This window comes from Desulfofundulus thermosubterraneus DSM 16057, from assembly GCF_900142025.1.
Lineage (GTDB): Bacteria > Bacillota > Desulfotomaculia > Desulfotomaculales > Desulfovirgulaceae > Desulfofundulus > Desulfofundulus thermosubterraneus.
The window spans coordinates 76,290-91,864 of record NZ_FQZM01000011.1 but is presented as its reverse complement, the minus strand read 5'-3'; the positions used below and the strand labels follow the sequence as shown (position 1 = coordinate 91,864).

7 protein-coding genes are annotated in these 15,575 nt (G+C 47.5%); all 7 read right to left on the bottom strand.

The features are described from left to right. A partial coding sequence (tnpA, locus tag BUA65_RS19320) for an IS66 family insertion sequence element accessory protein TnpA (RefSeq protein ID WP_207543861.1) occupies positions 1-173 on the bottom strand: 173 nt, incomplete at its 3' end. 47 nt (positions 174-220) lie between these two features. Continuing rightward, complete coding sequence (locus BUA65_RS05350) at positions 221-4,231, bottom strand: ATP-binding protein (RefSeq protein ID WP_207543858.1); 4,011 nt, start codon at positions 4,229-4,231, stop codon at positions 221-223. A gap of 23 nt (positions 4,232-4,254) precedes the next feature. Beyond that, positions 4,255-5,871 (bottom strand): hypothetical protein, encoded by a 1,617-nt coding sequence (locus BUA65_RS05345; RefSeq protein ID WP_072867805.1) that lies wholly within the window; start codon positions 5,869-5,871, stop codon positions 4,255-4,257. Next, a complete protein-coding gene (locus BUA65_RS05340; RefSeq protein ID WP_072867803.1) occupies positions 5,868-10,421 on the bottom strand; it encodes a protein kinase domain-containing protein in 4,554 nt (1,517 codons plus the stop codon). The genes BUA65_RS05345 and BUA65_RS05340 overlap by 4 nt, the downstream gene beginning before the upstream one ends. Before the next feature lie 10 nt (positions 10,422-10,431). Continuing rightward, on the bottom strand, positions 10,432-11,244 hold the full coding sequence (locus BUA65_RS05335) for a phosphoadenosine phosphosulfate reductase domain-containing protein (RefSeq protein WP_072867802.1): 813 nt from the start codon (positions 11,242-11,244) through the stop codon (positions 10,432-10,434). Continuing rightward, complete coding sequence (locus BUA65_RS05330) at positions 11,234-14,638, bottom strand: hypothetical protein (protein ID WP_072867800.1); 3,405 nt, start codon at positions 14,636-14,638, stop codon at positions 11,234-11,236. Before BUA65_RS05330 ends, BUA65_RS05335 begins: the two co-directional genes overlap by 11 nt. Then, positions 14,635-15,564, bottom strand: a complete 930-nt coding sequence (locus BUA65_RS05325) for a DUF4007 family protein (protein WP_072867799.1) — start codon at positions 15,562-15,564, stop codon at positions 14,635-14,637. Before BUA65_RS05325 ends, BUA65_RS05330 begins: the two co-directional genes overlap by 4 nt. Positions 15,565-15,575: the final 11 nt, after the last annotated feature.

Sequence of the window (15,575 nt, the reverse complement as noted above, 5' to 3'; positions counted from 1 at the left end):
TTTGATTTTCCTGGGGTAACTCCGTTCCGGTCTTTAAACTTTCGCAGCCAGTACCATAACTGCCTGGGGCTGATGCCTTCATGGGCGGCGCACCATTCTCTGACGCTTTGCCCACTCATCTTGTATTCGGCTATTCGGGTTTCCCATAGCGCTTCCCGTTCGGCTTTGGTCATAAGAAAAAATCCTCCTCATCGAGCTTTTATCTGAGGAAGATTATCCCTTAAACTTGGGTATTATGCCAAGGTGGGTTGTATTTGACGCTTACATCAATACCAGGTTTCCTTTCGCTCTTGCTGAAACTATAACTTATTCTGGACTCACTGCAGAAAATATCCGCTGCCGTATCTTCAAGGCATGCCTTTTTAATAAAATTCCTTCCCGCCGTAGCCACGAATATGACCATATTCTGTCCGTCCAAACTAAAATTCCATTGAGGGTTACACTGCATGGAATCGCTGTCCAGGTCGGTCCAAAACGCAACTGCCGCTGCCTGCCATGTGATGTTAAAGTACCCTTCGCTCAAACGCTCCAGGGCGAGGAGAGTTTCCTTGTACCTGGGCCGGTTTGTTTCGCCTTTGCTGGCTATCAAGCGGTGAAGCTGCATCCACCAGTAACGTTGATCGGGTTTATCATCAATCCCTACGGGATTCTCTGTTTCCCGGGGACGGAAACAGGTGGCCAGTTGCTTCAAGCCGCTCTCAATCTGCTGGCGAGCTTTTTCTAGATACCCTTCTGACTGCTGGGCCAGTTTACATTCGATAATCTGAGCCTTTATCTCAAAATACCCGTCCACGATATTTGCCTGCAGTCTCAAGATGTCAGGGCGTTTACCGTCCGCGGCATCATCGAACCAGTGCCGGAAAGCATCGAGTGAGATGATTTCGTCACAAAAGGCACTGTTATCCCTGCGCAGCAGCTTCCTGACCATCGCATTGGCAATAAATTCCCGCACATACCTGGATGGACCGGTTGCTTTTACTACTGAAAGACCAGCAATGTGCGCCGCTTCTCTAACCAGGCTTTCAGCGATACGCTTGGAGAGGTCCAGTTCCAAGGGTCCCAACAGTGCAGATATCTGTGAACTGATCTTCTTTGTAATGTCTGCCATGGCAAATTGCTCGGTAGAAATTGTATAGTTGTTCTCCCCATGTGGTCCGACACCAGTGCCGAAACCGATGATCTCCCGGGCCTTGGTGCCATCTGTCTCTACCCGCCGGAGCAGTTGCTCATCCACGGCAGGATCTATACACACTACCCATGCACTGTGTTCATGAGCGGCATCTATTACACCTGTCCACGGCTGGAAATCGCTAAGGCTAATAACTGCATGTTTCTTTACCGCATCGGAGTGCCCATTTTTGATGTGAGCCATAACTTCCGCATGCAATGCTCCCAGCCTGAATCGCTGGTTGCTCAGCACTCTCTCGCGCTGTTTATCCCTCCCACCGCCGGTTACCCGACAACAGACTTTTTCCAGCACCGGGAACTTACGGTAATCTCCCTGAGTATAATAATCTTCCCCAAGCAACTCAAAACGGCTTGCACCTGATTCAATGAAGTTCGTAAAAAATATCACATCCAGGTCTGTGCCCTTCAATAACTTCATAAATTGCCCAAAATTATCATCTCTGGAAACGACCCGATAGGCGATGGAGATTCTGCAATTGCTGTAATGCTGTTTGCTGTGTGACAGTTCCGCTTCCTGCCACCGGTCCTTCCATGCGTTGACCCATCGCATGATGGCCGAATCGTCCCCACTGTCAGAAAAAATAATCAAGTGAAGTGCATATACACGTTCTCCGCGTTCCGCCAGGATAGCCGCAAGATAAGCATCAATCCCTGCAATAACAGGTTGTATTTCCCTTCCGCAATAGGCACCGATACTTATCCCGTCATCGGCGTAAGTGTGCAGCTCCCGGTAATCCAGCAGTACCTGCTTGATAAGCTGGGAATCCCGGGTCTCCCGGAAGAGTTCTGTGTCTGCTATCTCCTCATCCTCGGTATTGTCGTATTCCAGAATCAATCGAGAACTAATTGAGGATGAAGATTCCCGGCACTCGCCTACAAGATGAATATAGCCATAACTGCGGACATTGGTATCGAGCACCAGGTTCAAATCTTTCAGGGTACCAAAAATCGGCCATTGTATCCTGGTGAGATCTGATACCCGGTCCCAGCGCTTTTCAGTAAACATTCTGTCGCCGGATTCCTCCAACCCTCTCTTCGCATAAACGCAAAAGCTCTCGCACAGGTAAGCATGCTGGTGACGAAGCATCTCTAGCAGAGCCGGGTGCAAAGGGGTGACTACCGCACATTGCAGATATTCATTCCAAACCCAATTAGTTTGAGCCAGGTCACTATCGGATACAATCATAAAGGCCTTCATGAGGAGCGGGCCTAAAGCGCTCTCCCCACTCTTCTCAAGATATCTTTCATAAGCAGCGCAATAGGCTTTTCGCAGAGCATCATATCTCTTGTCCAGCGCACTGAAGAAACCCGATGTCTTAAACTCTTTAAGGAATAATTGATAACACCTTGATAATTCGACCAGTAGCGGCTTGACCTCATCTTCATTATCAATGCCCTCGGCACTAAGCAAGTCGGCCATGGAGCACTTTCCGCTCCGCAGGGCGGAGCCCAGAAGTCGGTTTACCTCTTCCTCGTCACGGGCCATAAAGATCTCTGTCATGTATGGCACCGCAAAAGCCGGCAGAGCATTACCATTCCTTTCGTATTCTTCCAGGGCCCATCTGTACAGGTCTGTCAGAAGACGGCTCTGGTGGTTTTGGGGTAGGGTCCAGAGAAATTCGCGCCGGTAGGGTTCACCCTCGTGAGGCGAGATAATAACCTCGAACTTAAGTGATGGCTCTGCTGTTGTCGTCTTGTTGTATGCCAGGGTGTCGTTCTTCTCGCCAGGACAGAGACAGGACATAAAATCAACCGTGACCGGATTATATTTGCCTCCTAACTTCAAACGCAGCTGATCCTCGAGAAACCCATCAATTCCGCCCAGTACATGACACAGGAAGGTTTCTGCCCGGTCCTTGTCATCGCCTTCGTCACCAGCATCGAAATCATGTTTGAACAAGGTGCTTCGCAGGGTGATACTACGCAAACTTTCCGCGGCAAGTACCGAACGCGCTTTTTCTTCCTTTTTATAATCTCCCAGTGTAATCCATAATGCCCGCAGGAAGACTTCCGGAGGCAAACCAGATAATTTTCTCGGTTTAGGATCATGCTCAATTTGTCCATTTTTCTCTCTGTAACCGAGGATCTTATCGTAAATATAGATGAAGTCGGCGGTCTGCAATTGCGCGCGGGCTGCCTCCGACCTGTTTTCAATATAATCTTTCAGGGCATCCAGCAACTCATCCAGCGACGCAAATGGACCCAGGGTATCGCTTTCCAACTGTTCATCCCCGCACCTGGCCCTGAACTTTTCGATCTTTTTTTTGGCTTTTTCCCTGGCAGAGGCATCAAGGAACATGCTGTAATTGAAAAACTCCTGTGCCGGGGTGATATATCTGGAAAAAGACCTTCTTGTTGCATACCGTCCCGTAAGTCCGGTCATGCAAGGCAACCTGAAATATGACAGGTCGCTGAGGATAAGGCGGTAGGCATCGCTGCCACTCATCACCCCCGTGAAACTTTGCTTTTCCAGATAGCGGCTAACTTCCAGGACATCTGTCAGGCCGTAATCGTAAAGGGCTTTGAACAAATCAGCGATATTTTTAAAATCCTGCTCGCTGCCATCCGGATTTACATAATCTTTCAGGCAGGCATGCACCCAGTCGTAGAATGACCTTTGCAGGCACAGTTCCCAAACGGCCTGCTGGTCCAGATGGAAGAAATCCTGCAGGCTTGCCTGGTCATCAATATGCTCGTATCCAGCTAACAGGATGACAAGACAATCATCGTCGGGGTTTTTCACTGTATTTCGGAGGTTGGTCAGATTATCGTCCGCGTTATACCATCCTTTTTTACAAATTGCAGCAAAGTTTGCCCTGTCGGTATCCGTGCCGTTCTGCCATTCCTTACCCAGACGATAAGCGATCCCGTACTTAAAACTAACCCGGAGGTCCAATCCCCTGCTGAATCGTTCTTCAAGTTCGCAACCTATTGCCAAAAGGAGATCTGAGGGATAGGAAGGCAGCACGAACCTGAGCGTGCCGGAATTTCGGCTTGTTTCTCCCAAGATGTATTCAACTATCGTATTAGACATGTACCTCATAATGTGCCTACCCCTGTTCCAAATTATTTATTTTTGCCAAAAGTATTGTGCACAATGGAACACGCGTCAGAAAGCTCGGTCAAAAAGCCGCCTGCCCGGAGCATCCTGGCCAACCAGGAGCCCTTTAGCGGCTGTATGGAGCTGTTGGCAGGCAATCCGCTCCAGATCACGGCCTCTGTGAGTTCCTCCCCTTCAATAGCAATACCATAATGGCGGTAAAGTCGCTGCAGAAATTCCTCATAAGTGCAGCGCTCACCGGGTTTCAAGAGAACCAACACCATATATCGCAGGATGTTGTCGGTCATGATTAACCTGGCCCCGCGTCCCCTCTGTGGTACAATAATTCCCAGTTTCTTACCCAGGGAAAGGAACAACTTGTGCCCGTATTTGTTGTCTGCTTCTCTATAAAGCTTATCTACTTTGATCCTGGGTTCTGCTCCTGCAGCGTTTTTCACCAATTCATCATAGCGCAGGGCTTTCTGGATAAGTCCCTGAATGACCTGCAGGTTCCGCTGGGAAGCCAGGCGCTGCTGGCGCGAAGGCAAACCCGGCGGCGAGAATATCCAGGCATACCCCAGCGCGCTTCCATTTGCTGCTACGGCAGAACCTCCAGCATACCTTACGCTCTGGGCGCACAAACTGCGCAGAACCTGCAGAGCGCATCCCGTCATCATCAGCTCCAGGCGTTCAACCGGCTCCAATACCGCAGTCAGCAGGCGGTTGATTTCCACAGCAAACAGATAAGCCTCCCGCCAGCTTTCCTCAGGGCACCACTCACAGGTCAAGCATTCAGCTTCCATGTTGGTCAATTCGTGCGTTTTTTTATCGAGCAACTCTATGTAATCAACTAACCGGTCAAAGGGGCCTGTATATTGGCCGCTCAGCTTCTGCAACCCTTCCTGCAATGACCCGTGTAGCTTTTTCAGGTCGGCTTCATCGGTAGAAAATCCCATCGATTCGGCAAATTTTGTAACCTCTGCCTGTTCGGTTGCGAAAACATTGCACAATTGCAGGTATAATACTTCTCCCCCCCTGGCGAGAAAGTCTCGTCGCGTGACACTATAATACTTCTTAAATCTTGTTATACTATCGTCCCAACTCCGGATAGATTCTTTCCTTGCGACAGTTTCATTCCATATTGTTTCTTGTGTCAGGAGACTCGCAGAAACAGGATAGAAAGTCTGGGCGCACCAGGCCCTATTAAAGCCGGCCCCTTGAAAACCGCGCAAAAGCTCCTCTATCCAGTCTATTACTTCTTGTGCATTTCCATTGCTTGCTTTTAAGTTGCTTTTTAATTTTCTGCACAAATCTTCGTAATGTTTCTTATGCACGTCGTGTCTTGAATCAACCCGGGAAATGCTCAGAAATGCAAACAGTTTCAGGTTTAGTTTAATGGGCGGCTTGTACTGCAGTTTGGTCTTGGCGGAGACAGACCACCTTTTCAATTCTTCAAGGGATGGGAGGGGCGACTTAATTACCTCACCATTACCGATCCACTTATCCGAAAAGACGACGGCCAGGAACTCGGCCAGGTATTCCACAACGGTTTGTTCTTTGATAAAGCGCTTGCCAAACAGCCGTATGGCCGGGTTATAATCATCGGAAACGTCAAGACGAGGGAAGGGCAACGGTAAACTCATAAAAGCACCTCCAATGAAGCGTCGGAAACAAGCACTTTCATCACCTGAAACCTGCGGTCAGGGCCTACCCGTAACAACTGCAAATGTTGTTGATCATGCTGTTTACGATTCTCATTATATAGATGCATTAGTTCCACCTTGAACCGCTCCAGGCGATCGGCATAATAGGCGGAAAGCTCTTCCGCCACATCGCCTTCATATCTCCGGGCCACATAATCAAGAAACGGCAGGTCGAGTTCCATCTCCACATCGCCTTGTTTGAAGCGCAGGCAGAACACCCCGCTGCTTTTTTCACCTGCCTGGTACCTTGGCTTGACGGTCAATTCAAAATCATCTACCCGAAAATCTGCCAGTACCATTTGCGTTCTGGCACCGCCTCTGTGCCGTTTGAGGGTAATATACAGGTCTTTCGCCTGCCAGATTTCTTCCGGCAAGCGCACACCGATGAAATATTCCTGTAATACCTGCAATATCCGGAGACGGTAGTTGCGTTCTAACGGCGGCGGTATTCTACTGGCGCCCTGGGAAAATTCCAGAAATTTAATTAGCATGGGTGAACGTAAAAAGATGGAGATATAACGTTTACCGGCCTCATCGTCCAGCGAACCGAAAAAATAGACAAGACGCCGCAACTGCCGGCGGGCCGCAGGGCCGTCTCGATTTAGTTCGTCTAGCAGTTTCTGGTATATCGGTAAGGCTTCTCCCGTTAGGGGTAGTGCTTTCCCTTCTCTCATCCAGACTTTTCTTTCAAATGAGGATGCGAGCACCACCCCGAACTCGGCCTCCCGGATCCGCCGCACCGGCAGCAGTTGCATGGCCTCTGCTGCAACATTATTGCCATCATCCCCGAAAAAGCGGTTAAAGAAAAGGGAGCCGCAAAGACAATCCTGCAGAGCAATAAGGGACATGGCACCAATTTCCGCGCAGCTTCGTCCGGCGGTAATGGCGTATGCCAGGTGGCCGGTCATCTGCCGCATGGTAAGGCGGACATTATATTCGTACAGGCGCCTGTAGAGAAGCATAACCCGCTCACAGACTACGTCCAGATTCTCCTGGAGAAGTTTTACATTTCTGAAGATCGGACAATATTCCCTGTATTGACAGTTTTTATTTGGGAGCCAGTTCGCTGGATCCAGCATGCGTTTAAAAACATCACAAGCGGTTTTAATGCTGTCCATTCTACCAATGTTCACGATCAGAAAGCGCCCATCGAGCACAGATTGGGGGGTATCTGCTTCAAGGGCCTTTAACAGTTCGCTTTCATCGGTTTTTCTTCCATTTACTTTCAGTTTCCTGAAACTCTCCAGCAGCGTGCCTGTATTGGATACAATGAGATAACTATTTTTTTGGCTCCCCACAGCCTCCATCAAAACTTCGATACGATTATCTTCAGGCAACTCGCTCATGTCTTTAATGATGACGAGGTTACTTGCAGCGATATCTTCTCTCGGCTGCAGCAAGCGGAACTCACCTGTCACCTTCTTGAAGATCTCTGCAGCAATGGTTGTCTTACCATCACCGGCATTACCGGTGAGGATAACGTTGCGGTGTTCGCTGATGAGCTTTTCATAAATAAAATCGGCAAGCGGATTAGCCACGAATATCCTGGCAAAGAAAGGGTTACCTAGCTGGGATTCTGCGGTAGCATTTTCATTAAAAGCAGATGCATTGGAAAGCGAATTGAGGTAGGTGACAAAGGGATTCACAGGCAGCAACTGCTCCGTAACCTCTTCTGTTTGCTCAACACCAACAATTTTGTTCGCCAGAGACGTTTCCAGCTTCTGAGCGCTGTCTAGTCCCGTAGCACATTCCTTTTCTACTAGCTCGGCTGATTCCTCCTTTATTTTTTTGAGCCCTATGAAAGATTCCCGCATTTCTTTTATTGTGGTAAAACGCTTGCTTGCTTCTGTAGCTACAGCTTTCATTAGCCAGGGAAGGTATTCCTGCACATCATCGCCAAGAGTCTCGGGGATCTGCGGATTATCACCGATAGCGGGGTTATTGTAAGGCTTCGTCCCAAAGAGCCACTCCCATAGAGTTACACCCAGTGCGAATAGATCGCCGTCCTGGGAAAAGAGCCTATCTGTCCCGGATATGCTGTCCGGAGGAACATAGCCGAAAGTACCCTGGAAGACATCAACCCGGGGCTCGCCGGCGATCCCACAGTCTATCAGGACCGCTTTCCGGTCCTTGGTAATTAAAATGTTATCCGGTTTGATATCGCTGTGGAGCAGAGGCCTTGGGGTGCCATTCCTATCCTTATGTTCGTGAAAAGCTTCCACCGCCTCCATTAAGCACAGCGCAACGGTCCGGAAGGTTTCGAGGTCCGGTCTTTCATTCCGGTCAATCATCTTCCGCATGGATTCGCCCTCGATGTAATCCAATACGAGAAAGAAACGGTCATTTTTCCAGTGCCCAATTCGATTATCGCAATGAACCACATACGTTGAATCTACAGCACTGGTGATCTCGGCTTCTTTGAAAATCCTTTCCCGCGGGATCTCCTTGTTAAAAAGCTTTAAAACCACCTCTTCTGAGCGGATAGTCTTCGCCCTGTAAATCTGTGCTTCCGCTCCCTCGCCAATCAGCTCAAGGATCTCATAAACATCATACTGTTCGCCGGGTTGCAGCCTTGGATTAACGGCCACCGGATCGGTACCTTTTCGGCTTCCCTCTGTATCCAGACTGAACGCGGCAATAATCTTCTCGCCATCTTTTAATCGTCTTACCCGGTCGGCAATGACCATGCCCATGATGGCTTCTATGACCTCATCAGGAGCCCCTGTTTCTGTTAGCTTTTGCCGGGCCTGCTCATTCAATAGCCCCCCCTGTGCGATAAATGCTCTGACACTGGCAAAAGGCCTGGCTCCGGTAAGCATTTCGTAAGCAATAACTCCCAGGCTGAAGAAATCGGTTCCTTCATCAATATCCTGGCCTGCGAGAATTTCCGGCGCTATGTAGCCATCGTCCTTGATCTTTGATACATCCGGCATAACAGTAACATGGACTTCTTCAATCTGATATGCCAGGTCAAAATTTATTAATTTGGGAATGCCGTTCATCATGAGTATGTTTTCCGGTTTGACCGCACGGTGGATTACACCGGCCTGATGCGCCCTGTTCAGGGCCAGGGCAATTCCGCGGCATATTCTCAAGGTTGTGTCAACCGGGAAAGCCCCTTTCTGCTGGCGGATCTGGTCGCGCAGCGTTCCTGTTTCCGACCATTCCGACCCCTCGATGATGTCACCATCCTCGTTCCTCATCACCCACACCTTATGAATGTGGGGATGGTCACCGATCCGGGATACTGCATCCAGGGTATTCCAGGCCTTCCTGATAAACCGTTCCTTCTCTTCCGGTACTGCCTGGTTGGGTATTCGGAAAACGCGGAAACGACTCAGCCCTTTCGCTCGCCCGTCAATCGGCCGGGCTATCAGTTCGATACACTCCGGCTTTTGAGAAATATACTCGAGAGTCTCATAGCCGGGAATGCAGTATTTTAAACTTGGCCTGGGCGTATTAAGGCTCTTCAGGTAATTAATGATAGCGTCGATTTGCGTGTCATCAAGCAGAGATCTACTGGTTGACGATTCCTTTTTCTTCAGGTAGGTGATGAAGTCAGAAATGGATGCAAAAGTAGGGTTGTGCATGTCCCGCTCGGCAGCAAGCCCCGGCGCGGAGGCTCCTTCTACTATGGCCTCATTATTCGTGAGTACCACTACGGACTCTACCCATACGTCGGGATATGTCCTGAAATGATGCTGGTAAATACCTTTTAATACCTTACACTTGAAACTGTTGTTTTTATGCGGATCGGTCCTGTAATGGGTGCCATTGATCTCCCAGTTATACGGTGCGATACGTATATGACCTGACCAGTGTTTAAGTTCAACGACATATATCCCTGAATGAGTGACCAGAATTACGTCATATTCATAATAGTTATTTGATTGGGTATCATGTAAAGAAACATTGTTCACAAGTTTACCGATGTGTTGACTAAGAATATTATTATTAATAATCTCAATTGCGGACTGTTCATATTCAAATAAACTATTTCTTTCTTTTACAACAATGCCATCTGTATCATTTTCAGCACTAAAATAATATTCACCACACAGCAAGTTAAGTATCTCATTCTCTAATAATTCTCGGCTCTCTTTATATCTCATCAACTCGTATACATCATTGTCCAAGTATGCGTAATCCACGGTTTCAAGAAGCCGTTTTTTCGTCATTCGTGAACTTTTATACATGCGGTATATTGCCTCTTTCCCTTCTTTAACTTGCAGATGCCAAAATCCATCGCTCTGCAGATGGTAAAAAGGATATTCCAGTACCTTTCTATAATTTGGCACATCAGGAAATAAGTTATTAAAGTGCGACAGAAAAATTGGCTCTAACTCATTAAAAGTAAATCTATTATCATGATTAATATTCTCTTTAAATATAGTAATAATTGATAAAAGGAGCAGATACTTATGTGGATTAATATCTGCTCTTCGCTTATATACTCTCAATTTATTTAACAACTCTTTGGCAATTTGCATATATTCCACCTCAACTTAGTACATAGTTTGTATTTATACCAATGAGTTTTATATCTTTCAGTAAGCTTGATAATTTCTTGTTAATGCTTTCTTCATACCGCTGTTTTTCTCCTGATGGTACAAAATCATCAATATCTCGCAAAAACAACGGCTTGCCTCCTTTTTTCCCTCTCCAAGTATAAATCCTGCCATCAGAATGGTTTTCTTCATATTGACAAGCTTTCTCAAATTCCTCCGGATGATATTTTTTCAAAGCTCTCCATTCATCATCAGATTGATAAAAACAGAAATAACATCCTGACCTTTTTCTCCACCCGTAATAGGCTGGTAATCCCAAACCGCAGTTTTGTAATATGTTAATTACATCTTGAAGCGTGATTCCATCCTCTACAAAAGGGTATCTAGGAATAACGTGCCTCTTTTTACTTAGATATCCCTTTCGATTCTCATCTGCCCTAAGAGCAACATAGCTATAGGTTAAATCATCACCAATATAAGCCTCAAAAGGTTTAAGCTTAAGTTGGCGAGTACACCACCTGTTTTTTGGAGATGGCAAGACACCTTTATAGTATTTCAGCCAGTAATCAAAATTTCTCTCGGATTTGAGTATTGTTATATCAATATTAAGAACAGCCCTTATTCTATCCAAATACTCGTACGTCTCTGGTAGCTCACATCCGCTGTCTGTAAAAACGTACTCTATATCCAGGTCAGGATATTTATCGCGCATGTAAACGGCCAGTGCCGCGCTGTCCTTGCCTCCTGAGAGAGCGAGGATGTGACGTTCTTTTCTGTCTTTGTTAAGGTTGGGGTTAGTGGTCATTTGAATCACCCGCAAATATTTTCTCCGCTAAAGCTACCAGGATAGCCCTGGATTTTTCTTCTGGAAGAGCCAGGATCTCGCTAACCTTACCCTGGACTTCGGCATCTTGAGTGGAAATTACATTAACAACCTCTCTCCTGATCTTGCCACCAGGCCTCATGATGCTGATTAACCTGGTGTTCTCCTTCACATAGCAGCCATTTAGGGAAGCTAATGTCTCAAGTTGCCGGATACGGTCGGCGTAATCCCGTAGTTTTGCAGCGAACAGCATGAAATCCTGATCATTCCAGGAATCCATATGTTTTTTAATCACAATACCGGCGATTCCTCTTACCCATTCAGCCGGATCCCGGTATTCTCTTGCGAAGGCCTGAAGCACGGATTTGAGTTCGGGTTCATCACAAATATCTAATAGCGGCTTGGTACGTTCCCGCTGTTTTTTGTACAACTCTTGCAGGTTCTCGCCCTCAAAGACCTGTAGCATCGTCTTCTGCACTTTAGCATTAAGGGCGGGATATGCTTGACCCAGCTCGTAAAGTGCTGAACGCAGTTTGACCTGTAGCTCCTCTCGCCAGGCGCTGTCGTTTCCGGTTTTTGCTTTTATATCAATTCCGACTGCCCCGGGCAATTCTTCAAACAAGAGGCGTATCGGTTCAACAGAGTTCTGAATGGCTAAGCGCAATTGTTGGGCTTCGCGGGATATTTGCCTGGTGTTCCTTGCATACGCAGGCAGTTCATTCACGAATTTGACCAACGGACCTACGACACCCAGCATGGTGGTATTACGTAGTCCGGGATTACCCTCTATCTGAGCTTTATTCAATATGTTTTTGTATATATCAAAAACTTCCCGTTCCACATTGTTGGAAACAAATCGCTTGAGTACGAATAAATCCGGTCGCTTGAGCATCAAAGCCATTTCGGAAGCAGTCAAATAAGGCCGGTAAGTGCCCTCTTGAAACACTGCAATTTCATCGGATTTAACAAGGAGGTATAAACAGATGTAGATTGGGGCCGGACCCTGCCTCATTCCAAACGGCGGTTCACGCAGCACACTGAGGATATTGGCTACGCTTATTCCCTGGTCACCGGCAGTGTTTATACATTCGTCTATCTGTTTCCAAAGATATTTTAACTGGGGATCATTCCCTTCAAGCGAAAAATGCCAGCAGCCGGTCTCCTCATCTTTTACATGCAGCCCTTCCGCCAGGAGCAGTGACCTGTACACCGCTACCTCGGGGCCAAAGCCCTGCAGTCCAAGCCGCTCTTCGCCAGCCCTGGTCACCATCGCTTCCACCAGCTCACGCCGTGCCCGTGCGGCAGCGCTGGATAGGTGATCATAACTGATCATCTCATTACCTATGCGCGGGCATTTGCAATAATACCGGTCGCACAGTTCAGACAGCGTAGCTGACAGTTCCCTGGCATTATGTATTTCTATCCGTCTTCCTTCTGAATACCACAGGACGTCCTCTGAGCCTGGCGAGTAAAGTCTGGCAAAGTGCTCACGAAACTGCTGTTCTGCTACCTTGATCCGGAACTTGACTTCTTTTCTTGCCACACTGTCATGAACAAGTTCGGGGCTTTCCTCGAGCACTGAACGAGCAGCGGCTACCTCCAAAGCAAGTTCATGAAGAGTTGACCGGGAAGGAACGTATGCCACCAGCAGCGGCCGACCATCACGGCACACCTCCGGAACAAAACTCGGTTCTTTAAGCGTGCCGAAACAATACAGGAAGAGCCCATCGAAGCCCTTTTTCGGGGCTAGATCGCCTGTAAGCAATTCCACATCCAGCCAGCGCCGTTCAAAACGCCTGATGGTTCCCGTTTTGTGAGCATGGCGGGAGGCAATAACCGGGGAAAGCGGCAGGTATTCCTGCAGAAGCGCATCAAGTGACCCGATGGACAATTTCATTTTCCTTTCCCGGAGCGCCCCGTACACGTCAAAGTCGGAGCCTTCCCACAACCGGTACTCCCCGGCATATTCCCTGAACAGGAGGATGCCCTTATAAACAAGACTTTCGACGGTTTCTTTGACCATCTTTCTATCCAAACCATGGGAGTATTCCATGATAGCGGAAATGGTATCCAAACTGGCTCTTACCCCGAGGTTGCCAGGTAAAAGGTTGAGTACGCCTATGTTTTTTAAGATAGCCTGATCCTGCGCTGATAGGTGAACAGCGTTTTCTATAATGTCCTGAATCTCAACCCACCTCTGTGACACGGCACGGTTGCTGTACACAGTAGTGCTAATGTTAAAAAAATAATCATAAAGGTAATCCAGACCCACAGCAGGCAATCTCCCTTTGCCGCTGACTTCCGTATGTTCGAGGTATGCGGGTAATGCATGCATATGTCCGCTACACATGAAGGAAAGCAGGGTCCTATCGTTTTGAGCAAATTGACGGCATAGCTCGACGAGGGCGATAGCAGTAAGGGGATGAATAGGGTATAGGCTTGCAATGGTGTTTACATCAAAATCTTGCTTATTTGCCATGTGAGTTCCTTCAACGAACCACCGTGCTTCCTCTGCCCATTTCCTTAGGCGTTCCTTTTGATCTTCCTGTAAATTTTGTTTAAGCACCTTTCGTATTAAATGGAGCATCTGAGCAGTTGATTCTACAAAGGTGATATCCTCGAAACGCCCCTGGACCTTGCTCCATTCCTGCCTTTGAACCGTAGATAGTCCGAACGCGTACTCATCAAAGGCTTGATGCAGGCATACCCACAGATATACCCAATCCACTTCTGCGAGTTGTTGCATGATGAAAATGTCGCCCCGGTCATGATAGTGTGACATGTAGTCCAGATTTTTACCGAACTCGTCTACTACTATGAGCAATGGTCTGTTAGATAAATGATATGTGTCCTTGAATGCAGCGAAAAGCTTCTGGGAGTCAATGACTTTCTGCTCCCGGAGCGATTCCAATCTGGCGATAAGTTCATCCTTATTGGGCAATTCGGAAGCAACCAGCGCATTGTGCAATCCACGTGCCAGAGTGTCGTTCACCGGCTCGTAAGCAGCTGTCACGGGAACCTGAAAAAATCCCGCTTTTCCAACCATCCTGCTCATACTACTCGAAAGTTCTCTATATAGTTTTGAATCAGCACATTTTAGCTTTTCTAAAGCAATTTGTGACCTCCTGCTGCCTGATGGACCGGTAACAGCGAGCAGGTAATTGACAAAAGCTGATTTGCCCATACCATATGGTCCCGTCAACGACCATGCGGAAACCCTTTCGCCCTGCAAAGCATCCACAAAACGACCAAGAATCTCCAGAGTCTTGGCAGTAATTTGATAATCCTCAATCAGGCCTATGTGCTCATAATCTCGTTCCAGATTAACCGAACGAACGATATTCATATCCGGGAATATAAAATCCAATAGTTTCATCTTCTTACAACTCCATCATAATATTTCTGTAGCGCATCCCAATATAGTGCCCTAGGTTCACCATCGAAATAGAGTTGCAGGCTACCCGTAGTCTCGATCAAGGAAATACCATTCAATTCCCTTGCTGCTGTATAAAGATAGGATCCCACCGCACTTTCCGGTACTTTGAAGACTACACCCGGAGAGTTGAAATCGTAGGTCAACCGGTGAAGAGATATGGTCCTTTGTTTTGCCGATACATAAGAATCTATGTAAGAAAAACACGCAGCGGCAAATATCAGTGGCGGAAGGTTTTGCTTTTCCGTGGTGTCAAAGCAAACTGAATTCTTCTCTTCTGCTTTGCGAATAATCCCAAGCTGTGTGAATGGGCATTCAATCTCAGATTCTTTTTCTAACGGCACGTCGGCGTACATCCGGATGATGCAAGAAGCATCCCTTTCAAAAGAATTTTCGGATATTGTTTTAAAGCTCGGATATTTCTGAGCGGCACTGAATATTACTTTGGTTAGTTGTTTGATGTCAAAACTCCAGAGGTTGCATTTATTAAAGGCCAGCGTCCAGCTAACTGCCTCGAGACGCGGCACAAAAAGCTGCCAGTGCAGCAACCATAAGGATGCCACATCCTCCAGGAAAGGGTCCCAGCCGTTATCATCAAGAAGTCTACGCCCCAGTTCGGTCGGCACCATGCACCCATTGTGAGCAGGCTCAATCAATTTGAACGCTTGACACCAGAACCGGATAGAACTAACCATGTTCTTTCCTACACCAAGCCGCTCTATTGCATCAGAAGCTTTAAAAACGTTGCCATCCTGGATTACGGCGTCATACCCTTTTTTCAACCACCCATATCTAGGAGTGAAAGTTTCATGTCTTCCCAGTCTACCCTGTACTATATGGCCGTCCGTATTCAATATTTCAGTCTGCATGCCTGTCGCTC

What these genes read in the sequence shown, in the direction of transcription:
- BUA65_RS05350 (WP_207543858.1), bottom strand. Translation starts at nt 4,231, where the DNA reads ATGAGGTACATGTCTAATACGATAGTTGAATACATCTTGGGAGAAACA.
- BUA65_RS05345 (WP_072867805.1), bottom strand. Translation starts at nt 5,871, where the DNA reads ATGAGTTTACCGTTGCCCTTCCCTCGTCTTGACGTTTCCGATGATTAT.
- BUA65_RS05340 (WP_072867803.1), bottom strand. Translation starts at nt 10,421, where the DNA reads ATGCAAATTGCCAAAGAGTTGTTAAATAAATTGAGAGTATATAAGCGA.
- BUA65_RS05335 (WP_072867802.1), bottom strand. Translation starts at nt 11,244, where the DNA reads ATGACCACTAACCCCAACCTTAACAAAGACAGAAAAGAACGTCACATC.
- BUA65_RS05330 (WP_072867800.1), bottom strand. Translation starts at nt 14,638, where the DNA reads ATGAAACTATTGGATTTTATATTCCCGGATATGAATATCGTTCGTTCG.
- BUA65_RS05325 (WP_072867799.1), bottom strand. Translation starts at nt 15,564, where the DNA reads ATGCAGACTGAAATATTGAATACGGACGGCCATATAGTACAGGGTAGA.